The organism is Dysosmobacter sp. Sow4_B12 (assembly GCF_052116665.1).
In the GTDB taxonomy this organism is placed as follows: domain Bacteria; phylum Bacillota; class Clostridia; order Oscillospirales; family Oscillospiraceae; genus Oscillibacter.
On record NZ_JBQKKR010000007.1, the window covers coordinates 29473 to 52931 of the forward strand.

Below are 23459 nucleotides of genomic sequence, written 5' to 3' on the forward strand. Positions count from 1 at the left end.
TGCTCAAGGGGCAATGGCGGCAATGTCCATCAGATGGATGAGCACCCGGATGCCCTGGGCGTAGGACCGCAGGGAGATCCGTTCGTCCGTGCCGTGGACGCCCCGGGCCACATCCTCCGGCGGGGCCATGAAGGGGCTGCACCGCAGGCAGGTGTCGCAGATGATCTCATAGTGGTGGGCGTCAGTGGCGCCGGCGGTGAGGGAGGGCACAAACACCACGTCCCGGAAATACCGGCCCATGGCCTCCGTCAGCTTGGCGTAGCCATAGCCGTCGGTGCGGGCGGTGGCGGAGGGGTCGTTGGCCTGCAGGAACCGCAAGGACACCGTCTCGTCGCCGATGGCGGCACGGACATGGGCCAGGAGCTCCTCCACGGTCTCCCCCTCGGCGATGCGGAAGTTCACCACGGCACTCATATCCTGGGGCATAACGTTGCAGGCGGCGCTGCTGCCCCGGATGACGGTGGGGGCGATGGTGGTGGTGACGAAGGGGAACAGCTCCCGCCGCTGGGCACAGATGGCCGCGATGGCGCCGGCGTTGCCCTCCACATCCTCCGCCAGGGACTTTAGGGGCTCCTCGGTGATGTAAGGGGCCAGGGCCCGGAAGGCGCCCACCATCACCGGCGTCAGCTTCACCGGGAAGGGGTTTTCCACGATGCGGGCGATGGCCTGGCTCAAATGGCCCAGGGAGGTGCCGCCGAAGGGCCGGCTGGAGTGTCCTCCCCGGCTCTTCACGGACAGCTCCAGGTCCGCGTAGCCCTTTTCCATGAGGTCCACGGGAGAGAGGTACGTGTCCGGCGCGCCGTAGGGGGCGCCGCTTTCGATCTTGCCGCCGCCCTCGTCCAGCACGAACTCCAGCGTCACGCCCCGGCCTTGCAGGGTCTCCGCCAAGGCCCGGGCGCCCAGGTTCAGCGTCTCCTCGTCGTCGCCGAAGGAGAGATACACCGTCCGGGCAAAGGTCTTGCCGTGGGAGAGCAGGTACTCCGCCGCCTCCAAACAGCCGAACACCTGGTTTTTGATGTCCAGAGTGCCCCGGCCCCAGATGTAGCCGCCGGCAATGGCGCCGGAGAAGGCAGGGTGGGTCCAGTCGTCCTCTGTGCCCTCCACCACCGGCACCACGTCCTGGTGGGACATGAACAGGCACGGCCGCAGGGCCGGGTCGCTGCCGGGCAGGGTGATGAGCAGGCTGTGGTGGCCGATGACCTCAAAGGTGCCGGCGGCCATGACGTGGGGGTAGCTGTCCCGGATGAGGGCGTGGAGCTTGTCAAACTCGCCGAAGTCGGTGAGGCTGTGGTCCGCGTAATTGACGGTGCGGCACTGGACGGCCCGGCTCAGCCGCTCCGCGGCGCCGGCGCTGTCCAGGTCGGGGAAATCGTCCTCGTGGGCGAAAAAATCCAGAATGTCTCTCATATGCCTTTGTCCTCCAGATAGCGGCTCAAAAATTCCCGGGTGCGGGCCTCCTTGGGATGGCCGAACACCTCCGCCGGAGCGCCCTGCTCCAGGATGACGCCCTGGTCCATGAACACCACCCGGTCACTGACCTCCTTGGCAAAGGCCATCTCGTGGGTGACCACCACCATGGTCATGCCCTCCTTGGCCAGGTTCTTCATGACATCCAGCACCTCACCCACGATCTCCGGGTCCAGGGCGGAGGTGGGCTCGTCAAAGAGCATGATCTCCGGCTCCATGCACAGCGCCCGGGCGATGGCCACCCGCTGCTTCTGGCCGCCGGAGAGGCGGCGGGAATCCGCGTGGACAAAGTCCCCCAGGCCCACGGCCTTCAAGTGCCGGATGGCGGTCTCCTCCGCCTGGGCGCGGGGGATGTGCTTGACGGAGATGGGGGCCAGGGTGCAGTTGTCCAGCACATTTTTGTTGTTGAACAGGTTGAAGCTCTGGAACACCATGCCGATGCGCTGGCGCAGGCAGTCCAGGTCGGCGTACAGGTCCGTCAAGTCCTGGCCGCCGAACCAGATGTGGCCGCTGTCCGGCTCCTCCAGCAGGTTCAAGCACCGCAGCAGGGTGGATTTGCCGGAGCCGGAGGCGCCGATGATGCACACCACCTCACCCTTCTGCACGTCCAGGTCGATGCCCTTGAGGACCTTTAGGGGGCCGAAGGACTTCTCCAGTCCCCGGATGGAAAGAATCGGTTCCATGGTCTGACCTCCTTAATTGGAACTGGGCACGCCCCGGTAGGTATTGAGGCTGAGGCGGGCGGAAAGGTAATTCAAAAGGGCGCTGATGCAGCAGGTCATGATGAGGTAGATGATGGCGGCGGAGACGTAGTTGGGCAGGTTCTTATAGTAGATGCCCGCGACGCTGGTGGCCGCGTACATCAGCTCCACCACGCCGATGCAGTTGAGCACGGAGGAGTCCTTGATGTTGATGATCATCTCATTGCCGATGGCGGGGATGGAGTTTTTCAGTGCCTGTGGGAACACCACCTTCATCATGGTCATCCAGGGGCTCATGCCCAGGGACCGGGCCGCCTCCGTCTGGCCGGCGTCGATGGACTCCACGCCGCCTCGCAGCACCTCGGACAGGTAAGCGGCGGAGTTTAAGGACACCGTGGTGAGGCCCGCGATGAAGAAGCTCCAGACGTTGTTGATCTCCGTGACAGAGAGGTCCGTGTGGGCGGTGAACAGGCTGAAGCCCGCGTAATAGATGATAAAGGCCTGCAGCATCATGGGAGTGCCCCGGATGACGGTGGCGTACAGGGCGGCGAAGCGACTGCACAGGATCTTCACGAACTTCACATGGTCCCGGTCCCGCTTATTAGGCGTCTGGATGCGGAGAAACACCAGTCCCACCGCCAGCAAAAAGCCGAAGATGGTGCCGAAGAAGGCCAGCCGCAGCGTAGTCCAAAGGCCCCGCAGGAACAGGGCGCGGCTGTTGTAGAACATGTACACCATGGCCTGGAAGAAGGGGCTGGGGTTGCTGTCCATGGCCGTCACCTCCCGAACCACCTGGCTCAGCACATGGAGCCGGTCCGCCGCCACCAGGGCCGCCACGGCCCAGACAACGTAAGAGGCGTACCGGGCCGCCCGCCGGGCGGCGGGGGCGCAGAAGCGGGACTGCGAGCGGTAGCGGCGCTTCAGCCGCAGCTTGCTCACGAGGGCCGCCAGAGACACCAGGCAGAAAAGGCCGCACAGGGCCAGGGCGCCCCAGGCCAAAGCGGTGCGGCTCAGAAAGAAGCCGTACCGCCGGGAGCACAGGTATACCAGCAGCGCCGCCAGGGACAAGGCGCTGCCGGAGAGATAGACATAGGGGTGGTCCGCCCCGGCGAAGCGCCGCAGGGCGGACACCCGGCCCCGCAGCCATCCCGCGGCGTCGCCGGGGATGGCACACAGGGAAGAGAGGGTGTTGTTCATGGCCATCACTTGGGCTGGCGCTCGTTGGCGGCGGCCAGGATGTCGGCCCGGTCTTCCTCACTGAGCTCCGCCAGAGCCGCGTTCACCTGGTCCAGAAGCTCGGTGTCGTCCTTCCGCAGGCCCACGCAGGAGCCCCGGAAGCCCAGGGTGAAGCCCTCGCCGTCAGCGAACTCGATGACCTTGAAGGAGGGGTTGGTGGCAAGGTAGCCGGGGGTGTTCTCCATGTTCACCACAATGGCGTCGCAGGTCCGCTGCTCCAGGCGGGCGATCTGGTTGGGCACGCTGTCCACGGCGGGCAGGTGGTTGACACCCTCGATCTGGTCGATGACGGTGTCCAGCATGGTGTCCTTCTGGCCCAGGACGCTGGCGCCGGCGAAGTCGGAAAGGGACGTGGCGCCGGCGTACTCGGAGTCGCCGTTGACCATGAGGCCGTACTCGGTGGTCTTATAGGGCTCACTGAAGTTGATGGACTGGCGGCGCTCCTCGGTGTCCGCCATGCCGGCGATGATCATGTCGATCTGGCCCTGGTTCAGCGCCTCGATGAGGCCGCTCCAGGCCAGCTTCACCACCACCAGGTCGGCGTCCAGATACTCGGCGATGTGGCGGGCGATCTGCACATCGTTGCCGTCGGCGTAGAAGCCGGGCAGGTTCTCAATGGGCACGTTCAAGTCCGTGGCGGTGTCCTCCTGCCAGTTGTTGGGGGCGTAGGCGCACTCCATGCCCACCCGGATCTGCCGGCGTTCTTCGGCGGGAGCTTCGGCCGCTTCGGCGGGGGCCTCTTCCTTCTTGGCGCCGCAGGCGGCCAGGCTCAGCGCCATGGCCAGGGTCAGCAGCAGGGCAAATACTCTTTTCATGTTCATAACGTTCTTCCTTTCTCTGCTTTGGGAAAAAATAACAGCCATGGATGTTGCGGAACATCCATGGCTGGCGTTGAAAACACACAAATTGCCTCCCGGAAGAAGGCTTCGGCCAATGATAGCGCTCCACATACTGTGACAGTCCGCCAGATGTTCTCTGACGGCCCAGCAAAGCGCGCCGCAGGAAGCGCCCTTCACTTCGGCAGCGGACCCTTTCCCCACCCGGAGTTCCTGCTCCGGAAGCGGTGGGTACTGATGTACGCTGCGCCTCTACCATTGTCTCGGTCAAAGGACCAGAGACGGTTTGAAATTGTTGGAAAAAAGATACTACCGCTGAAAACAGATGTCAAGGCAAAAAAAGTATTTTTCAGAAAAGGGCAAAGAACGGACGATAGCGGTCAAAAATTTTGTGCAAAACGAAAACCGGCGCCGCGGCATTTCCGCTGATTCCGGCCCGTTGCTACGCAATGCGGGACTTCATGAAGCGGATGAACTGCCGGGCCTCCCGGGTGATGAACACATCCTTGCGCCACACCACGGCGATGTTCAACAGCAGCGGCTCCCGCATGGGCAGTCCCCAGGCCAGGACCTTCCTGGCAAGTCCCGCCGCGGCGGCCGCCGCCGCTTTGGAGGGAAAAATCGTCCATCCGGGCAAATACCTGTGAAAAAAGGAATGCGGGACGCTTTTGCGTCCCGCATTCCTTTTTCAAAAAGTCATTCCTTGACAGAGGCCGCCAAAGCATCCGCCAGAGCGTCCATGTCCGCCAGATTCTGCCGCTGCAGGGAGGAAGCCATGGTGACGCCGTCATCCAGAATCGTCATGTTTTTCAAGTCCTCCAGTGCCTTGCGCATCAGCGCGCCGGAGCGGGGCGCCCAGGAGCCGTTCTCCACGATGGCGCAGGTGCGCTTCTGGAGGTTCAGCGCCTTCATGTCCGCCAGGAAGTTGTGCATGGGCGGGAAGATGCCCAGGTTATAGGTGACGGAGGCCAGTACCAGGTGGCTGTATTTGAACAGGTCGCTGATGAGATAGCTGACATGGGTGCTGGACACGTCGTACAGCCGGGTGTTGGTGACGCCCCGGTCCGCCAGCTTGGACGCCAGCACCTCCGCCGCCTGCTCCGTGTTGCCGTACATGGAGGCGTAGACGATCATGACGCCCTTTTCCTCCGGCTCGTAGGTGGCCCAGTGGACATACTTGTCGATGATGTAGCCCAGGTCCTTCCTCCACACGGGACCGTGGAGGGGGCAGATATACTTGATATTGTCCAGACCCACCAGCTTGGCCGCCTTGTTCAACAGCGCCTGGACCTGGGGGCCGTACTTGCCCACGATGTTGGTGTAATACCGGCGGGCGTCGTCCAGCCACTCGCCGTCAAAGTCGAACTCGTCGGCAAAGAGTTTGCCGTCCAGAGCCCGGAAGGAGCCGAAGGCGTCGGCGGAGAAGAGGACGCCGTTGGTGGTGTCGAAGGACACCATGGCCTCCGGCCAGTGGACCATGGGCGCGGCCACAAAGGCGATGGTGTGGCTGCCGAAGCACCGGGTGTCGCCCTCCCGGACCTCCTCGATCTGCCCCTCGGCAAAGGAGAAGCCGAACTGGTGCAGCAGGATGACCGCCTTGGGAGAGGTGATGACCTTCACCTCCGGCCAGCGCAACAAAATCTCCTCAATGGAGGCGGCGTGGTCCGGCTCCACGTGGTTGATGACCAGGTAATCCAGAGGCCGGCCGTCCAGCACGGCCTGGATGTTTTCGATGAACTGCCGGCCCACGGCCCAGTCCGCCGTATCGAACAGGACGGTCTTTTCGTCCAGCAGCACATAGGCGTTGTAGCTGACGCCGTGGTACAGGGGATGGATATTTTCAAACAGGGCCAGGCGGTGGTCGTTGGCACCTACCCAATACAGGCCCTCGGTGACTTTACGGACATTATGCATACAAATACCTCCTTTTCAGGCCGCTTTTTTACACTTCGATCTCGATGAACTGCTCCGCCGTCTCGCCGCAGTGGGGGCACACCCAGCCCTCCGGCAGGTCCTTGAAGGCAGTGCCGGGCTTGATGTCGTTTTCCGGATCGCCCACGGCGGGGTCGTACTCGTGGCCGCAGCCGTTGCAGATGTAGATCTTCCGGGGTTGGGCGGTCTTTTTGGGAGCGGCCCGCTTCATCTTCTTCATGGGCGGAGCCGGCAGCTTTTCGCCGGTGTCCAGAGCGGCGGTGAGCAGCGGCAGGATCTCCATGACGTCGCCCACGATGCCGTAGTCGCAGTTTTTAAAGATGCGGGCGCCGGGGTCGATGTTGATGGCCACGATGGTGGAGGCGTCCTTGATACCCTTGAGGTGCTGGCCCGCGCCGGAAATGCCGCAGGCGATGTACAAATTGCCCTTGAACTTCTGGCCGGACATGCCCACATAGCGCTCCAGCGGAACATACTGCAGCGTTTCGGCCACGGGACGGCTGGAGCCCACGGCGGCGCCGGCGGCCTTGGCCAGGTCCTCGATGAGCTTCATATTCTCTCTGGCGCCGATGCCCCTGCCGGCGCTGACCACCCGCTCCGCCTGGGAGATGGGGGTGTCCATGGGGATGCCCACGGTGAAGTCGTGGCCGTCCTTCTTCAGCGCCGCCACCAGGGCGTCCACCCGCTCCTGGGCGGAGCCCTCCTGGAAGATGTGCTTTTTGCGCTCGCCGGTCTCGGAGCCCTTCTTCTGGACAGGGGCGCTTTCCGCCTTGCCGGCCTTGCCCAGGATGTGGGAGGCGATGACTACCCGCTGGATCTCGTTGGTGCCCTCGTAAATGGTGGTGATCTTGGCGTCCCGGTAGAACCGCTCCACCTCCATGCCCTTGAGGTAGCCGCTGCCGCCGAAGATCTGGAGGGCGTCGTTGGTGACCTCCAGGGCGATGTCGGAGGCGTACTGCTTGGCCATGGCGGACTCCATGCCGTAAGGGGCGTGGGCCTGCTTGAGGTCGGCGGCGCTGTACACCAGCAGCCGGGCACAGCGGAGCTTGGTGGCCATGTCGGCGATCTTAAAGGCGATGGACTGCTGCTGGCAGATGGGCCGGCCAAACTGGACGCGCTCCTTGGAGTACTCCACGGCGGCCTCGTAGGCGCCCTGGGCGATGCCCAGCGCCTGGGCGGCAATGCCGATACGGCCGCCGTCCAGAGTGGCCATGGCGATCTTGAAGCCCTGGCCCTCCTTGCCCAGCAGGTTCTCCTTGGGGATCTTCACGTTGTGGAACTTCAGCTGGCAGGTGGCGGAGGAGCGGATGCCCATTTTGTCATAGTGGTCGCCGAAGGTGAAGCCCTCCCAGCCCTTTTCCACGATGAAAGCGGAGATGCCCCGGGTGCCGATGTCCGGCGTGGTGACGGCAAAGACCACGTAGGTGTCCGCCTCGCCGCCGTTGGTGATGAAGATCTTCTCGCCGTTGAGGAGGTAGTGGTCGCCCATGTCCTCGGCGGTGGTCTCGGTGCCGCCGGCGTCGGAGCCGGCGTTAGGCTCCGTTAGGCCGAAGGCGCCCACCTTCCGGCCGGAGCACAGGTCGGGCAGGTACTTCCTCTTCTGCTCCTCCGTTCCGAACTGGACGATGGGGAAGGTTCCCAGGGACGTGTGGGCCGACAGGATGACGCCGGCACCGCCGTCCACCCGGGCCAGCTCCTCCACAGCGATGGCGTAGCTGAGCACATCCAGTCCCGCGCCGCCGTATTCGGGGTCATAGGGAATGCCCATCAAGCCCATTTCTCCCAGCTTTTTCACAGCCTCGGTGGGGAAAAGATTTTCCTGGTCCAGCTTGAACGCGATGGGTTTGATCTCGGCCTCTGCGAAAGCGCGAACTTTGGCCCGCAGGGCCTCATGGGCTTCCGTGGTCTGGTATAGCATATTTTTGCCTCCTTTTCGTATTTTTCGCCGTGATACACAGATTACGGCGCTGGTATTCTTATACATAATATACAAAAAAGCGGCGTCAATAAATAGTGGCTTCTGCAACATGTGCCTTATTTTTTTGGCAGCGGCGCCGCACTGCGGGCAACAAGCGCGGCGGAGGCGGAGAGGACACCCCATTGTGTCCTCTTCGCCTCCGTTTGAAAGCGGGTCCGCGCCCGCTCCGGGGTGTGATGTTCAGTCGCCCAGGGCCTGCTTGAGGTCGGCAATGATGTCGTCCGGGTCCTCCAGGCCCACGGACATGCGGATCATGCCGTCGGTGATGCCCGCGGCCTCCCGGGTCTCCTTGGGGATCATGGTGTGGGTCATGGCGGCCGCCTGCTCCACCAGGGTCTCCGTGTCGCCCAGGGACACCGCCAGGGTGCACAGCTTTAGGCTGTTGATGAACTTTTTGCCTGCCTCCAGGCCGCCGGCCACGTCAAAGCTGATCATGCCGCTGCCGCCGCGCATCTGGCGCTTGGCGATCTCATACTGGGGATTGGACTCCAGCATGGGATAGCGGACGGTCTCGATCTTGGGGTTATTCTCCAGCCACCGGGCGATCTTCAGCGCGTTTTCATTGTACTGCCGCATTCTCACGCCCAGGGTCTTCATGCCCCGGCACACCAAAAAGGCGGTGAAGGGGGCGATGACGGAGCCGAAGTGCATCAGCGTGCCCAGGCGGCACTGGCGGAGGAAATCCACGTCGTTGGAGATCACGGCACCGCCCAGCAGGTCGCCGTGTCCGCCGATGTACTTGGTGAGGCTGTGGATGACCACATCCACGCCGAAATCCAGGGGATTCGTGTTGTAGGGCGAGGCGAAGGTGTTGTCCACGAACACCTTCAAGCCGTGCTTTTTGGCGATGTCCACCACCGCCTGGATGTCCACCAGGACCATGGTAGGGTTGGCGGGGGTCTCAATGTAGATGAGCTTCGTGTTGGGCTTGATCAGCGGCTCCAGCTGGCTGAGGTCCGCGGCGTCAAAGGTGTCGTACTCGATGCCGAACCGGGGCAGCCAGTCGGTGGTGATGTCCTCCGTGCCGGAGTACTTGGCCTTGGTGAAAATGGCGTGGTCGCCGCTTTTCAGCAGAGCGAACAGGGCGCCGGACACCGCGCCCATGCCGGAGGCGTAAGCCACGGCGCCCTTGCCGTGCTCCAGCGCCGCCAGCTTCTGCTCCAGGTAATCCTGGGAGGGGTTGGTGATGCGGCTGTAAGCAAAGCTCTCAGCGTAGTCGGCACAGGCCTCCACGGCGTCGTCCGTGGAGTCAAAGTAGAAGGTGGACGTCTGGTAAATAGGCGGGATCAGGGCGCCGTACATGTCCCGGGGCTCGCCGCCGTGGACCTCCACCGTGTCAAACTTCACGCTTTGAGGGTCAAATTCGGGATGCTTCAGTTTCAATTGGCTCATAGTTTTTTACCTCCGATCTTTTCAGCCAAGGGCAGGCTATTTTCCAATTGCTTACAGCTTATCCAGTGCCTGCTCAAAATCATCCAGCAGGTCCTGCGTGTTCTCCAGGCCGGAGGAAAGGCGGATCTGGCCCATGGTGATGCCGATGGCGGCCAGCTCCTCCGGGTTCAGATCCCGGTGGGAGGCCTTGGGGGGATAGGTCAGCGTGGTGCCCACGCCGGCCAGAGTGGGCACGAAGCGGACGATCTGCAGGTTCTGGATGAGCTTGTTGATCTCCGCCATGCCGCCCTTGAAGTTGACGCACAGCATGCCGCCGTAGCCGTTGCCCTCAAACTGCCGGTCCGCCAGCGCCTTGCTGGGAGAGGAGTCCAGGCCGGGGTAATAGACCTTTTCCACCTTGGGGTGGGACTCGAAGAACTTCGCCAGAGCCATGGCGTTTTCGGACATCTTCTTCACCCGCAGAGGCAGCGTCCGCAGGCTGCGGGCCAGCAGCCAGGATTCCGTGGCGCCCAGATTGGGGCCGTACAGGCCCAGGTAGAAGCTGATCTTCTTGATGAGTTCCTCGGAGCCCAGGGCCGCGCCGCCCACGATATCGTCATGGCCGCCCAGGTACTTCGTGGCGCTGTACAGCACCAGGTCCGCGCCGAATTTTATGGGCTTTGCGATGATGGAGGTGGCGAAGGTGTTGTCAATGAACAGCTTGGCGCCGTTGGCGTGGGCCACGTCCGCCAGGTGCCGCATGTCCGGCACGGACATCAAGGGATTGGCAATGGTCTCGGCGTAGACCAGGGTGGTGTTGGGCCGGATGTAATCCGCCACGTCCTGGGTGTTGAAGTCGATGAAGGTGGTCTCCACCCCCCAGCGCTTGAGCTCGTATTTCAAGAAGTAAAACGCCTCGCCGTAGATGATGGGGGAGGCCACGATGTGGTCGCCGGGCTTGACCACGGCCAGGATGGAGGTGGTGATGGCCGCCATACCGGAGGCGAACACCAGGCCCTTTTCCGCCCCGTCGCCCTCGGCCAGGATGCGGGAGACCGCGTCGGCGTTGGGGTTGCCCAGGCGGAAATAGGCGTAGCCCGGGGCGCCCTCGTCGCAGATCTTGTCGATGGGCTCGATGGAGTCGAAGATATAGGCGGAGGAAAGGTAGATTGGGAAGGTCTCCGGCACCGTCAGCGCCTTGTTCAGCTCATAGCACAGCTCGCCGTTGCCGGTGTGGATATATTTGGTCTCGTCACTTTTCTGCACAGACATAGAAAACCCCTCCATTTTTTAATCAGATATTGTCTTCCGTCGGCTCACTGGTTCGCCTTGCCCAGACGGGGATAGACGAGGAGGCCGATGATGAAGCCGGCCACGGCGGGAACCACCCAGCCAAAGCCATAATTGTACAGGGGGATCAGGCCCAGGAGCTTATCCAGCACGCCGATGTGCACGCCGTACTCCGCGGGCAGGTCCAGGAAAGCGTACACCACGGTGAAATAAGTGGCACCCTTGAAGCCGCCGTCATTGGGGATGAACTTTTCAAAAATGCCCAGCAGCATCAGCACCAGGGCGATGGGATAGGTAAAGGAGAACCAGGGGGAGGTGAGACTGACGATGGTGTCCAGGCCGAAGCTGGCCACCACGGTGGTGACGATGGGAACGATGATGACCAGGATCTTGTAGGGCAGCTTGCCGTGGGTCTCGGTCTCGAAGAAGTCCGCCACGGCGGTGATCTGGCCGATGGCCGTGGTTAGGCAGGCCAGGATGACGGACAGGCACAGGCCGTAAATGGCGATCTGGCCGCCGCTGCGCCGGATGACCGTCAAAAGCAGCTCGGCGTTGCCGATGTCGGAGGAGAACTCGCCGCTGACGCAGGCGCCCATGAACAGCAGGCCGCCGTAGATAATGGCCAGGCAGGCCGCCGCCACCAGGCCGGCGCCCAGGTTCACCTTTTTCAGCTGCTCGCCCTCATAGCCCTTGTTGCGGATGGTGCTGAAGAACACCGTGGCCATCAAGAAGGACACCAGCACGTCGCCGGTGCTGTAACCGCCCAGGAAGCTGTTCAAAAACGCGTTGTCCACCGCCGGCTCGGCAGGCGTGCCGATGGGGCTGACGGCGCCCTTGATGACCAGGATCAACAGGATGACCGTCATGACGGGGGTCAGGATCTTGCCCACCTTGTCCAGGGCGGAGCCCCGGTCCTTGGCGAAGAAAAAGGCGATCAAGAAGTAAATGATAACGGAAACCAGGTAGGGTGCTCCGCCCCAGACGCCCTGCAGGCCCATTTCAATGCCCACGGCGGCTGTTCTGGGAATGGAGACGCAGCAGCAGAGGATCATGATCATGCCGATAAACACGGTGTAGAATTTTTTATGTACATGCTCGGAGATCTTCTGCACGGAGCCGCATTTGCCCAAAATGAGGATGGCCAGGATGGGCAGGCCCACGCCGGAGGCCAGCATGCCGATCATGCCCGCGGCCCAGTTGGAGCCGCTCTTGAGGCCCAGCATCGGCGGGAAGATCAAGTTGCCGGCGCCAAAGTAGGTGGCGAAGAACGCCAGACCGATAAACAGAACGTCTGTTGCCTTGATGTTCTTTTTCATAAATTCCCCTCCAAAATCTCGTCTTTCTAAAATCATATCTATTCCATAGGATTACTGTGCTTATTGTACGCGATTCATGGACATTTGTCCAATAACCAAACGTTCTCGCCTGCATAACTTTTCGTTCATGCTGTCCGGCGGCGGAGTATTTTGAATTTTTTACCAAAGTGGGTGATTTTTGGGAAGAAATCCGCTATGATAGAAGCAGCCAGGGAAAGGAAGGTCCAACGCTATGACTCTGCTGCAGCTGAAATACATCGCCATGATCGCGAAATGCGGTTCCTTCAGCAAGGCCGCCCAGTCCCTCTATGTCACCCAGCCCGGCATCAGCAAAATGGTCCGCGCCGTGGAGGAGGAGCTGGGGATCACCATATTCGTTCGCTCCAGCGCCGGCATCACGCTGACAGCGGAGGGAGAGGAGCTGGTCCGAATGGGAAACCGCCTCCTCAAGGACGCGGACCAGATCACCCAGCACTTCAAGCGGGACATCCGCAGCACCCACGGGGAGCTGCGGGTCAGCAGCCAGCACTACTGCTTTGTCATCGACGCTTTGTCCATGCTGCAGCAAACATGCAGTATGGATTCTTACACCTACAAGCTGCTCCTGGGGCAGAACCCCGATGTCATCCAGCAGGTGGTGAGCGGGGAGAGCGAGCTGGGCGTGCTGTTCGTGGGAGAGCACAACCGCAAGTTCATGAGCCGTATGTTTGAGGACAGCGGCCTTGCCTTCCACGAGCTGTTCACCAGCACCCCCGCCGTGTTCATCCACCACAGCCATCCCCTGGCGGTCAAGGCTTCCGTCACCTTTCAGGACCTGGAGCCCTACCCCTGCATCATGTACGCCCTGGACGCCGACGCCCCCTCCATCCTGCACGAGGAGTTTCTGGCGGTGGACTTTTATCCCCAGAAGGTGAACATCATCAGCGACCTGTACCAGAGCCTCCAGGTGATGACCACCTGCGGCGGCTACGACCTGGGCATCGGCGTCATCGCCCCCAGCAACAAGGCCCTGGGCATTGAAAAGCGCCCCATCGAGGGCTTTGACCAGCCCATTTCCATCGGCTGGATCTGCCAGAAATCCTATACGCCCAGCCCCCTGGCGGCAAAGTTCGTGGAAAACCTGAAGCTTCTCAGCGTGGACCAGTGACACCGGACACATCTCAAGCGGCAAAAGCCGCCGGACCTATCAAGGTCCCAGCTGACAAGGGCAACAAATCGTTTTGGGGATACCCCGGCAGAACATCGTATTTACGATGCCTGCCGGGGCCTTTTTGTTTCCGGGGCATCTGCTGTGCTTTCCTGCCGGAGCTGTGAGCCATCGGCGTTGCCCACATAACCGATGTCGGTATAGTGGATCTCCGCGGACTGCCTTCCATGAAGGTCTTTCCCAAAGCAAGCTTTGCTTGCCGCGTTCTGGCTCCCGTTTCTTCACCGACGTTTCCCGCCTTCGCGTCTGCGCTTGCGAAGCTTCGGATATTCGTATATAATATATTATGTCGAATTATATTTCGCTGGGGCGTGGCGGAACGGCGTGTCAGCCGATCCTGTGCCGAGGGACGCATTCCCGGCGCGTCCCGCTTCGGGCGTTCCCGGCGGACACGGAAAAGCCCTCTGATCCCCCGCATAAAAAACACGAAGGGAGACGGCAAACATGATCTCAGATGAAACCGCATACCGGCGGTATCTTGACGGAGAGCAAAAAGCCGCCGATCTGCTGGTTGAAAAATACGGCGATGCATTGACGCTGTACATCAATGGCTATCTCAAAGATATGCACGAAGCCGAGGACTTGATGATCGAAGCGTTTTCACAGATTTTTGCAAAAGAGCGCCCGATCACGGGTGCGGGAGCGTTTAAGGCGTATCTGTATAAAACGGCGCGAAATCTCGCCTTGCGCCACAGGAAAAAGCACAGGCTCAGCTTTCTGCGCTTTGACGAATTGGACTTTGAGCCGCAGAGCGGCGTGCCGGCTGACACGGAGCTTTCCCGCAGCGAGCGCAGCCGCCAGCTCTATGACGCCCTTGAAAAATTGAAGGTGGAATACCGGGAAGCTCTTTATCTGGTCTACCTTGAGGGTATGAGCTACCGCCATGCGGCAACGGTTATGAATCAAAGCGAGGGGCAGATCACAAAGCTGGTCTACCGTGGAAAGCAAAGTCTGAAAGCGATCCTGGAACAGGAGGGATTTACCTATGCGGACGAATGAAGAACGCGCTGGATTGATTCATAAGCGGACGACGGAAATCAAACGGGAACGGCAAAGGAGGAAACAGTGCGCATTGGATATGATCTGCATGGCGGCCTGTCTGATCCTGGTCGTTGGAATCGGCTCGTTTATGCCTGGATTGACGGCGAGCATCCCCGGAGGTGAAGTGCACCACGCCTCCGGCGCGGCAAGCCTTGTTGGAAGCCACGCGGCATTGGGCTATATCCTCATGGGATTTATGGCCTTTCTGCTTGGCGTATGCGTGACAATACCCAGGTGCTGGCCATCAGCTCTTTCCACACCACCAAACACGTTTCCAACGGCGCACTTTTGGTGGAAGTGGAGTTCACCAATCAGGTCAGCACCGTGACTTACAGCGCGGGCGGTGACGGAAGCCTGACGGCAAAGACCAGCCAGGGGACTGCGGTGCAGACCGGTGCCAGCCTTGCTTACGGCGCCAGTGTCATCTTTACCGCTGAGCCGGGCGAGGGTCGGATGGTCAAGGAATGGAAGGTCGCAGTCAACGGTGAGACCGCCAAAACCTACACCTGGCCTGAAAGCGGCGAGGCCTACCGCGAAAACGTGCTGACATTGAGCGACCTTGCGGAAAACAGCTACACGGTCTATGTGGAATTTACGCCGAAGCAGACCTTTACGGTGGCTTCGCCCGTCTTTGTGGACGGCAGCGGGAATCCTGTCAATGCCGGCACCATCACCATGACGGACGCTGACGGCAAGCAGATCTCCTCCGGTTCTGCGCTGGAGCAGGGCAAGGCCATCACCTATACCGTAAGCTTCAACGATTCCAGCTTCAATACCGTAAATTCCTGGGAGTATTCCACCGATGGCACAAACTGGTCCTCCGCCTCCGGCAGCACCGGCACCACCTACACCTGCTGCAAGGGCAGCACCGGCACGCTCTATGTCCGTGCCGTGGTCTCTGTGGCGCAGACTTATGCGCTGACGTGGAAGGTGACCGGGCTGGCCGCGGACGACCAGGCTACCCTCAGCGCGTCCAGCGGTGGGCGCGACTTGACAAATGGCGGCAGCTACGCGGTCAATACGCCGGTTTCCTTCCATCTGGAAGTGGACGGAAAGTACTATGTGACAGCATGGACGAACGCCGAGCAAAGCGCTTCTGATCCTGCTTCCGCCACGCTGACCTTGACGAAGGATACCGAAGTTACCGTCACCGTGGCTAAAAAGCCCACGGTCTCGTGGGATGCTTCTTCCATCACCGGCGGTACGATCAGCGTCAAGGGAACGGTGAATGGCACGGTAGACGCCAACGTCAATAACGGCGGCTATGTAGACCCGAATACCACCATCACCGTCACCGCCACGCCTGATCACGACTATGTGGTGGAGAACATCAACGACGCTGCTGTGAATACCGGCAAGGCCAATGGCAGCGTGGAAGCGAACGCCGTGGCTGTTCCGGCTGACGGTCTCAGCGTCACTGCCTCCTTCCTGGCCAAGCCCACAGTGACCATCAACTCCGCCGCGGGCGGTACGGTCACCGTCACCGGCACCAAGGACGGTACAGCCAACGCGACGATCACCGATGGCAGCTATGTGGACTATAACACCACGGTCACTGTCACCCTCAAGCCCAGCGAGGGCTACGAGGTAAGCAGCGGTATCAACGCCGACTATACCGACGGCGACGGCAGCTCCACCGACGACAAGTTCTATACCATTTCCAATGTGCAGGCGGACCAGACCATCACGCCCGCATGGACGGCCCTTAAAGAGTACACCATCGTCTACTCCGTGGTGGATACCAACGGAGATGCAGAGGGCGGCAAAAACGGTACTTTGAGCGCCTCCGCGAGCCGCAAGGATATGGCCTCGTTTTCTGTCTATGAGTTTGATGAGGTCTACGAAGGCTCCACGATCTCCTTCACCGCCGAGCCGGACGAGGATTACTGCGTGAAGGAATGGACGGTCGAGATGGACGGAACGACCACACATCCCATGGGCGCCGACGATAAGCTCGTGCTTGAAAACATCAGCGCGGATGCCGATGTCACGGTCCAGTTTACCTATCTTGGCAGCAAGGTCATTGCTTCCGCCGGTGAAAACGGCAAACTTGTCAGTGCGCTTGTGGGCGAAAACGATGTCCTGCGGAGCATCACCGGCAACGGCATCCTGCTCAATGGCGGCGTGAGCGTCCAGTTGACGGCTGAGCCTGATGAGGGCTACGAGGTGGAAAGCTGGCTGGTGAACGGCAAAGCTGTGAGCGGCGAGAGAGAAACGACCTACACTCACGTTGCCGACGGCAGCGGCGCGCGGATCGCAGTGACCTTCCGGCCGGTGAAATACAGCGTTTCCTGGAGCGCCGAAGACGGCACCGTGAAAGCTGCGGGATACAGCGGAAGCTCCGCTTCGATCCGCGGCGGCACGAAGGTCACCTTTACCGCCGTGCCCGATGACGGCTATGTCGTGGGCGGCTGGGCGGTCAATGGCAAAAACCAAAGCGGCCAAACCGGCAGCACCTTCACCTGGACAGTTCCTGCCGGTGCGGCTGAGGGGACCGAATACGAGATCGAAGCGATCCTGGTGGGCGGAACCTACGGCGTTACCGTAACAGATCCCGCCCACGGCACAATTTCCGCGGAGCCCGATGTGACCGACGGCGTGACCGGCGGCACGAGCGTCACCTTTACCGCAAATGCTGAGGACGGTTATATCGTCGTCGGCTGGACGGTGAACGGCAAAACGACAATGAGCCGTTCCAACACCCATACTGTAACCATCAAGGGCGATACCACCGTGACAGCGGTGGTGGTGCCTGAGAAATACGAGGTGGCATACAGCGTCAATGAAAGTGCGGGCGGCACGATCAGCGCGGAAGGATACGATGCATCTCCCGCCGCGGTTCCTTACGACGACAGCGTCACCTTTACCGCTGTCCCCGACACCGGCGCTTACTATTACATCCAGGCATGGCAGGTGGACGGCCAGACTGTCACCAACGGCACGGACGGCGTTTCCATCAGCGCCGACAAGACGACGCTGACACTGAGCAATGTGACCTCTGTCCATACCGTCAACGCCATCTTTGCCAAGATGACGGCATACAGCGTCAGCTACCAGGTGATCGGCAGCGGCGGCTCCTTGAATGTCGTGGTCGACGGCAAACCCCTGATCTTGACGCCCGGACAGTCCGCGGACGTCTGGGGCAATTCCGCGCTGGTCTTCACAGCCAGACCCGCTGAGAACAACATGGTCAAGGAGTGGAAGATCAACGGTGTGGTACAGGAAAACCTGTCCAATACCCTGACGATCGACGCTCTGAAAGAAAACGCCCTAGTCACCGTGGAGTTTGAGACTCCTGCGACCATGCGCGCCATCCCGGACAACGGCATAGGCTACACCATCAGCAACATCATCAAGACGCCTTCGGACTACGGCACCGCCTATGAGATCCGTGACCGGGGCACCGTGACCTTCACTGTGGCCCCCGACAGCGGTAAATATCTGACAGAGCTGAAGGTCAACGGCATTGACTGCCTGACATCCACCGGCACCAGCGGCTCCGAAAACAAGCTGACCATCCGGAACAACGGCAACGGCAGCTATACCATCACCGTGGCCAATGTGAAGCAGGACATCGCCCTGGCTGCCACCGCTCTGGAATTCCAGGCATTCACGGAGGAACTGAGTACCGTTCCCACGGAGCTGCAAGACAAGTACACCACTGTTGCCGAACTGCAGAATGCTCTGCGTACAGAGGTAAAGCAGATCGACAGCAACGTCCCCAACAGCCAGACGGCTCTGTTCGACATTGTGCTGAAGTATACTGAGGACGGCATCACATGGGTCGAGGCTGATAAAAACCACTTCCCCGCAGGCGGCATCACCGTGTTCATCCCGTATTCTGACCTGGGCAACACGGACAGCAGCTATACCTTTACCGTCATCCACATGTTCACCACCAACATGAACGGCCACCGGATCGGCGATACCGAGCGCATCACTCCCGCGACGACCAAGACCGGTATCCAGTTTACTGTCACCAGCCTGTCTCCCTTCGCCATCGGCTGGAGCAAGTACTCCGCGCCCTCCGGCGGTGGCGGCGGTGGCGGCGGAGCCGCCGCGCCGGCCGAGACCGTCATCATCAAGGACAGCGTCAACGGCAAAGTCACCGCCAACAACACCAGTGCGGAAGAAGACGATGTTGTTACCCTGACGGTCGAACCCGACAAGGGCTACACGCTGGAGACCCTAACCGTCACGGATAAGAACGGCAACGAGCTGAAGCTCAAGGACAAGGGTAACGGCAAGTACACCTTCACCATGCCCGACTCCAAGGTCACGGTCAAGGCCACCTTCATGGAGGACAACTCCATGCTGAACTTCTTCGTGGATGTCTCCGCCGACGCTTACTACTACGACGCGGTCCTGTGGGCTGCCAAGGAGGGCATCACCGGCGGCACCGACGCCACCCACTTCTCTCCCAACGCCACCTGCACCCGTGCCCAGGCCGTCACCTTCCTGTGGCGCGCCGCCGGCAGCCCCGCTCCCAAGAGCCATGCGATGCCCTTCACCGACGTGGCCGAGGGCAGCTACTATCACGATGCAGTCCTGTGGGCTGTGGAGAACGGCATCACCAAGGGCACCAGCGACACCACCTTTACGCCCAACGCAAAATGCACCCGCGCCCAGATCGTCACCTTCCTGTGGCGTTCTCAGAAGTCTCCTGCCTCCGGCAGCGTGAATCCCTTCACCGATGTGGCGGCTGACGCTTACTACGCCAATGCAGTCCTGTGGGCCGTGGAGAACGGTATTACCGCCGGTACTACCGCCGCCACCTTCAGCCCCAACAACGACTGCACCCGCGCGCAGATCGTCACCTTCCTGTATCGCTGCATGAAGTAACTTTTGAGGGATACAGGCAAAAAGCTGGACTTTTCCCTAAATTAGCTGATTTTTGGCGGGGAAGCAGTGGTGTAGGCATCCATTTACGCGGATGCCTACACCACAAGCGATCATGATTTTCGCAGTCTGCGCGGACAATAGGGCGCATTGGAAGAACTGCGTCAGATGGCTAAATGGCTCAGCATTAAAAACGGGTAGATCAAACACAAGGCCGCCAGATTACACTGGCGGCCTTGTGTTATGCTCGTGAACTATCCTATTTGATTTTCTTTTGGGGCTAACCGTAAACGGCATGCCGCTGATTTGCAGACTCTTTATGCGTTGTCCTTGTGCCGGACCTATCAAGGTCCGGCGGCTTTTTCGTGCCCGGCGGAGAGCCCTCTATTACAGCGTCAGATAGAGCAGTAGGGCGTCTTTCGGTGCCTTTAGGTTATAGCCGGTCTTGCGCTTGATGCGGTCCATCCGGTACTGAAACGTGTTCCGGTGGATGAACAGGTGCTCCGCGCAGGTTTGAATATCTCCGTCCCACGCAAAATACGCCCGGATGGTCTGGGCAAACTCCGCCTCCTCCTGGGGCGTGCAGGCGGAGAAGATCAGCCTGCGCAGGTCCTGCCGGATGGCGGGAGGGATGCTCTGCACGATGAACTCCAGAGAGACCTGGTCGTAAAACACCACCCGCCTGTCGGTGGAGTGGGCAGCCACCGTCTGGGCAGTCTTCGCCTCCAGATAACAGCGGCGGATGTCCGCCGGCGCCATGGAGCTGTCGCTGATGCCGGCGTTGGTCCGCAGGCCGTAATAGCCCTCAATGTCCCGGCAGATGCCGCTGACCGTCGCAAACGCCTCCGTCCGGTCGGCGCCGCACAAAAGCACGATGATCCGGCTGCGGATCACGGCGCAGAAGTTGCCCGGCCGGTCCTGGATGCGGCTCCGGATCATCCGCAGGATCAAGCCGCTGCGCATCTCGCTGAGTTCCTCCGTCCGGGTCTTTTTCCCGATATCCGGCTCCGCAAGGCCCAGGAGGGCCACGGTGTAGGAATCGTTGATGTCCAGCCCCAGCAGGCGGCCCCGGGTCTCCAGCTCCCCCCAATCCGGTTCCTCGGAAAACAGCCAGTTTTCCACAAACAGGCTCTTGGCCCGCTCCAGCAGCGCCTGCTGCTCCTGCCGCTGGAGGTTTTCCAGCAGGATCTCCGTCATCCGCTTGATAACGTCGCCGAAGGCGGAGACCTCATCCGGGTCCCCCGTAATGCCGATCACGCCCTCCAGCCTGCCACCGATGGTGACCGGCAGGTTGATGCCCTGCTGGACCCCCTCCTCCGGCGCGTCCCGCCGGATGACCAGGGAGGGCAGGTTCTCCCGGATGATCCGCAGCGCGCCCTGGTGCACCTGCCCCTGGCGGACGGGGTTGGTGCTGGCGAGGATGACGCCGTTTTCGTCCATGATGTTGATGTCCCGGTGGATGGCGGTCTTCATCTCATCCACAATGCTCCGGGCGTTCTGCCTGCTGATATACACAGTCCTCACCAGCCTTGTTATTTTTACAAAAATTATATGATATTTTTTTAAATATTACAACATCCATTCTATTATAATAGAGTTGCTTGTAAGCTGCCCACACAAACGAACAGGAGGCTGCAGATATGAAAATCGTGATTTTGGATGGCTATACGGAAAACCCCGGCGATCTCAGCTGGGATGGTCTTTCCCAACTGGGCGACGTGACGATCTATGACCGCACCAGCCTGACGGACGAGGCGGAGATCATCTCCCGCATCGGCGACGCACAGGTGGTCCTCACCAACAAAACGCCCATCAGCCGGCGGGTGATGGACGCCTGCCCCAACATGAAATACATCTCGGTGCTGGCCACCGGCTATAACGTCATCGACGTGGCCTATGCCCGGGAGAAAAACATCCCCGTGTCCAACGTGCCTGTGTACGGCACCCGCTCCGTCAGCCAGTTCGCCATCGCGCTGCTGCTGGAGGTCTGCCACCACGTGGGCCACCACAGCGACACCGTCCACGCGGGCAAGTGGGAGAACTGCCAGGACTGGTGCTATTGGGACTATCCCCAGATGGAGCTGGCGGGAAAGACCTACGGCCTGCTGGGCTGCGGCAACATCGGCGTCCACACCGCCGAGATCGCCCGGGCCCTGGGCATGCGGGTCATCACCTACGACGCCCGCCCCACAGAGGCCGGACGGAAGGTGGCGGAATACGTGGAGCTGGACGAGCTGTTCGCCCAGTCCGACATTCTGGGCCTCCAGATGCCCCTGTTCCCCTTCAACACCGGCATCATCAATAAGGAGAACATCGCCAAGATGAAGGACGGCGTTATCATCATCAACAACAGCCGGGGCCAGATGGTGGTGGAGCAGGACCTGGCCGACGCCCTGAACTCCGGCAAGGTGGCCGCCGCCGGTCTGGACGTGGTGTCCACGGAGCCCATCCGGGGCGACAACCCGCTGCTGAAGGCCAAAAACTGCATCATCACGCCCCACATGTCCTGGGGCGCCAAGGAGAGCCGCCAGCGCATCATGGACTGCACCGAGGCCAATGTCCGCTCCTTCCTGGAGGGCGAGCCCCAGAATGTGGTCAATCCGTAAGCGCGCCTGCGGGGCGCACCTTGCAATCCCAATGAAAGAAAGGCGGCGTTCTCATGGAACAGTGTTTACGGGAAGACGCACAGCAGATCATTGACCAGGCCATCCGGGCGGTCCAACCGGACGAGGCGGTCCGGCGGGCGCTGGCGGGGCGCAGCTTCCCCGGCCGGGTGGTGCTGGTGGCGGCGGGAAAAGCAGCGTGGCAGATGGCCCATGCCGCCGTTTCCTGCCTGGGGGACCGGCTCCACGCGGGCGTTGTCGTCACCAAATACGGCCATGTAAAAGCCCCCATTCCCGGCGTCACCTGCTATGAGGCCGGCCATCCGGTGCCGGATGAAAATTCCTTCCGAGGCACCGGCGCCGCTTTGGACCTGGTGCGCGCACTGACGGCGGAGGACACGGTGCTGTTCCTGCTCTCCGGCGGTGGAAGCGCGCTGTTTGAACAGCCCCTCCTTCCCGGCGGGGAGCTGCAGGACATCACCGGGCAGTTGCTGGCCAGCGGCGCCGACATCGTGGAGATGAATGTGATCCGCAAGCGGCTCTCCGCCGTGAAGGGCGGACGCTTCGCCCGGCTGTGCGCGCCGGCCCGGGTCTTTTCCGTGGTGCTGAGCGATATCCTCGGCGACCCGCTGGACATGATCGCCTCCGGTCCCGCCTGTCCGGACAGCTCCACCTGCCGCCAGGCCCTGGACATCGCGGAAAAATACCGCCTCCGCCTGTCGGACCGGGCTCTGGAGCTGCTGCGGACCGAGACCCCCAAGGAGCTGGACAACGTGGAGACCCGGATCACCGGCAGCGTCCGGGAGCTGTGCGCCGCCGCGGCCGCGGCCTGCGGACGCCTGGGCTACGAGCCCCTTGTCTTGACGGACAGGCTCTGCTGCGAGGCCAGGGAGGCCGGCAGCTTCCTGGCCTCCATCGCCCGCAGCCACGCAAGCGACGGCCGGGCGCTGGCCTTTCTGGCGGGCGGCGAGACGGTGGTCCACCTGCGGGGGACCGGGAAGGGCGGACGCAACCAGGAGCTGGCCCTGGCCGCGGCCGACGGAATTCAAGGCCTTACCAACACGGCCGTCTTTTCCGTGGGCTCCGACGGCACCGACGGTCCCACAGACGCCGCCGGCGGCTTTGTGGACGGCACCACCGCCGCGGCGCTGGAGCGCCGGGGCATCCGCATCCACCGGGTGCTGGCGGACAACGATGCCTATCACGCCCTGGAGGCCGTCGGCGGCCTGATCGTCACCGGCCCCACCGGCACCAACGTCAACGATGTTTCCGTGGTGCTCATCCGGCCATAGCCCCCGTTATCCAACCGAAAAAACGCACCGGGCAGGGAAACCTGCCCGGTGCGTTTTCGCGTTTGTTTCCGGCCCGCCTGCTTTGGAAAGCCCCGCGGAGGGTTGGTTTTCACGGGCATAGTGGAAAGTTAATCGTTTCAAGCGTCTGAAAATGTGATATTTTAGCCGAATTTTTCAGAACTTAGCGGCTTTTTTGCGAAAAAAATATACGTGTTTTTCATAAGAAACATTTGAAACAACTGTGAAACACGTGAAATAAAGTTGACGAACATTTCCCAGCTGGGTATTGTAAAAACAGCAAAAGGACCAGAGCGGGCTGCCCGCGAAATCTCCAAACCATGCGAAATAAC

The 23459-nt window shown here is 61.1% G+C and carries 16 protein-coding genes and 1 riboswitch; of the genes, 5 read left to right on the plus strand and 11 right to left on the minus strand.

The genetic code is table 11. From position 1 onward, the window contains the following. Nucleotides 1-3 precede the first annotated feature (3 nt). The 10 genes from ACTQ4R_RS08185 to brnQ form a co-directional block, all read right to left on the minus strand. The gene (locus ACTQ4R_RS08185) at nucleotides 4-1407 is read right to left on the minus strand and encodes a M20/M25/M40 family metallo-hydrolase (RefSeq protein ID WP_441627585.1); all 1404 of its coding nucleotides are present in this window, start codon (nucleotides 1405-1407) and stop codon (nucleotides 4-6) included. Beyond that, a complete protein-coding gene (locus tag ACTQ4R_RS08190; RefSeq protein WP_441627587.1) occupies nucleotides 1404-2150 on the minus strand; it encodes an amino acid ABC transporter ATP-binding protein in 747 nt (248 codons plus the stop codon). The genes ACTQ4R_RS08185 and ACTQ4R_RS08190 overlap by 4 nt, the downstream gene beginning before the upstream one ends. Before the next feature lie 12 nt (nucleotides 2151-2162). After that, nucleotides 2163-3371 (minus strand): amino acid ABC transporter permease, encoded by a 1209-nt coding sequence (locus ACTQ4R_RS08195; protein WP_441627686.1) that lies wholly within the window; start codon nucleotides 3369-3371, stop codon nucleotides 2163-2165. Then, the gene (locus ACTQ4R_RS08200; RefSeq protein WP_441627588.1) at nucleotides 3371-4225 is read right to left on the minus strand and encodes a transporter substrate-binding domain-containing protein; all 855 of its coding nucleotides are present in this window, start codon (nucleotides 4223-4225) and stop codon (nucleotides 3371-3373) included. The genes ACTQ4R_RS08195 and ACTQ4R_RS08200 overlap by 1 nt, the downstream gene beginning before the upstream one ends. A 108-nt stretch (nucleotides 4226-4333) precedes the next feature. Next, a riboswitch (Lysine riboswitch) is annotated at nucleotides 4334-4503 on the minus strand. A gap of 179 nt (nucleotides 4504-4682) precedes the next feature. Further along, nucleotides 4683-4877, minus strand: coding sequence for a hypothetical protein (locus ACTQ4R_RS08205; RefSeq protein ID WP_441627590.1), 195 nt, complete (start codon nucleotides 4875-4877; stop codon nucleotides 4683-4685). 59 nt (nucleotides 4878-4936) lie between these two features. Beyond that, the gene (locus tag ACTQ4R_RS08210; protein WP_441627592.1) at nucleotides 4937-6154 is read right to left on the minus strand and encodes an FprA family A-type flavoprotein; all 1218 of its coding nucleotides are present in this window, start codon (nucleotides 6152-6154) and stop codon (nucleotides 4937-4939) included. A 28-nt stretch (nucleotides 6155-6182) separates the two neighbouring features. Beyond that, complete coding sequence (locus ACTQ4R_RS08215) at nucleotides 6183-8090, minus strand: acyl-CoA dehydrogenase family protein (RefSeq protein ID WP_441627594.1); 1908 nt, start codon at nucleotides 8088-8090, stop codon at nucleotides 6183-6185. Nucleotides 8091-8330: 240 nt separating this feature from the next. Beyond that, on the minus strand, nucleotides 8331-9542 hold the full coding sequence (locus ACTQ4R_RS08220; protein ID WP_441627596.1) for a trans-sulfuration enzyme family protein: 1212 nt from the start codon (nucleotides 9540-9542) through the stop codon (nucleotides 8331-8333). Between the two features lie 51 nt (nucleotides 9543-9593). Next, nucleotides 9594-10793 (minus strand): trans-sulfuration enzyme family protein, encoded by a 1200-nt coding sequence (locus ACTQ4R_RS08225; protein WP_441627598.1) that lies wholly within the window; start codon nucleotides 10791-10793, stop codon nucleotides 9594-9596. A 44-nt stretch (nucleotides 10794-10837) separates the two neighbouring features. Then, on the minus strand, nucleotides 10838-12127 hold the full coding sequence (gene brnQ / locus ACTQ4R_RS08230; RefSeq protein WP_441627600.1) for a branched-chain amino acid transport system II carrier protein: 1290 nt from the start codon (nucleotides 12125-12127) through the stop codon (nucleotides 10838-10840). A 232-nt stretch (nucleotides 12128-12359) separates the two neighbouring features. Here brnQ and ACTQ4R_RS08235 point away from each other — a divergent pair, with 232 nt between their 5' ends. From ACTQ4R_RS08235 to ACTQ4R_RS08245, 3 genes are all read left to right on the plus strand, one after another. Then, nucleotides 12360-13274 (plus strand): LysR family transcriptional regulator, encoded by a 915-nt coding sequence (locus ACTQ4R_RS08235; protein WP_441627602.1) that lies wholly within the window; start codon nucleotides 12360-12362, stop codon nucleotides 13272-13274. A gap of 504 nt (nucleotides 13275-13778) precedes the next feature. Beyond that, a complete protein-coding gene (locus tag ACTQ4R_RS08240; protein WP_441627604.1) occupies nucleotides 13779-14333 on the plus strand; it encodes an RNA polymerase sigma factor in 555 nt (184 codons plus the stop codon). A 258-nt stretch (nucleotides 14334-14591) separates the two neighbouring features. Beyond that, nucleotides 14592-19217: an InlB B-repeat-containing protein gene (locus ACTQ4R_RS08245; protein ID WP_441627605.1), complete on the plus strand. Its 4626-nt coding sequence runs from the start codon at nucleotides 14592-14594 to the stop codon at nucleotides 19215-19217. A 384-nt stretch (nucleotides 19218-19601) separates the two neighbouring features. Here ACTQ4R_RS08245 and ACTQ4R_RS08250 read toward each other — a convergent pair whose 3' ends face one another. After that, nucleotides 19602-20729, minus strand: a complete 1128-nt coding sequence (locus tag ACTQ4R_RS08250) for a CdaR family transcriptional regulator (protein ID WP_441627607.1) — start codon at nucleotides 20727-20729, stop codon at nucleotides 19602-19604. Between the two features lie 125 nt (nucleotides 20730-20854). On the opposite strand from ACTQ4R_RS08250, the gene ACTQ4R_RS08255 reads away from it, so the two are divergent. Then, the gene (locus tag ACTQ4R_RS08255) at nucleotides 20855-21820 is read left to right on the plus strand and encodes a D-2-hydroxyacid dehydrogenase (RefSeq protein WP_441627609.1); all 966 of its coding nucleotides are present in this window, start codon (nucleotides 20855-20857) and stop codon (nucleotides 21818-21820) included. A gap of 53 nt (nucleotides 21821-21873) precedes the next feature. After that, the gene (locus ACTQ4R_RS08260; protein ID WP_441627611.1) at nucleotides 21874-23109 is read left to right on the plus strand and encodes a glycerate kinase type-2 family protein; all 1236 of its coding nucleotides are present in this window, start codon (nucleotides 21874-21876) and stop codon (nucleotides 23107-23109) included. The last annotated feature ends 350 nt before the right edge of the window (nucleotides 23110-23459 follow it).

Bases quoted from the DNA above. Each gene is read 5' to 3' on its own strand.
- ACTQ4R_RS08185 (WP_441627585.1), bottom strand. From the start codon at position 1,407: ATGAGAGACATTCTGGATTTTTTCGCCCACGAGGACGATTTCCCCGAC.
- ACTQ4R_RS08190 (WP_441627587.1), bottom strand. From the start codon at position 2,150: ATGGAACCGATTCTTTCCATCCGGGGACTGGAGAAGTCCTTCGGCCCC.
- ACTQ4R_RS08195 (WP_441627686.1), bottom strand. From the start codon at position 3,371: ATGGCCATGAACAACACCCTCTCTTCCCTGTGTGCCATCCCCGGCGAC.
- ACTQ4R_RS08200 (WP_441627588.1), bottom strand. From the start codon at position 4,225: ATGAACATGAAAAGAGTATTTGCCCTGCTGCTGACCCTGGCCATGGCG.
- ACTQ4R_RS08210 (WP_441627592.1), bottom strand. From the start codon at position 6,154: ATGCATAATGTCCGTAAAGTCACCGAGGGCCTGTATTGGGTAGGTGCC.
- ACTQ4R_RS08215 (WP_441627594.1), bottom strand. From the start codon at position 8,090: ATGCTATACCAGACCACGGAAGCCCATGAGGCCCTGCGGGCCAAAGTT.
- ACTQ4R_RS08220 (WP_441627596.1), bottom strand. From the start codon at position 9,542: ATGAGCCAATTGAAACTGAAGCATCCCGAATTTGACCCTCAAAGCGTG.
- ACTQ4R_RS08225 (WP_441627598.1), bottom strand. From the start codon at position 10,793: ATGTCTGTGCAGAAAAGTGACGAGACCAAATATATCCACACCGGCAAC.
- brnQ (WP_441627600.1), bottom strand. From the start codon at position 12,127: ATGAAAAAGAACATCAAGGCAACAGACGTTCTGTTTATCGGTCTGGCG.
- ACTQ4R_RS08235 (WP_441627602.1), top strand. From the start codon at position 12,360: ATGACTCTGCTGCAGCTGAAATACATCGCCATGATCGCGAAATGCGGT.
- ACTQ4R_RS08240 (WP_441627604.1), top strand. From the start codon at position 13,779: ATGATCTCAGATGAAACCGCATACCGGCGGTATCTTGACGGAGAGCAA.
- ACTQ4R_RS08245 (WP_441627605.1), top strand. From the start codon at position 14,592: ATGCGTGACAATACCCAGGTGCTGGCCATCAGCTCTTTCCACACCACC.
- ACTQ4R_RS08255 (WP_441627609.1), top strand. From the start codon at position 20,855: ATGAAAATCGTGATTTTGGATGGCTATACGGAAAACCCCGGCGATCTC.
- ACTQ4R_RS08260 (WP_441627611.1), top strand. From the start codon at position 21,874: ATGGAACAGTGTTTACGGGAAGACGCACAGCAGATCATTGACCAGGCC.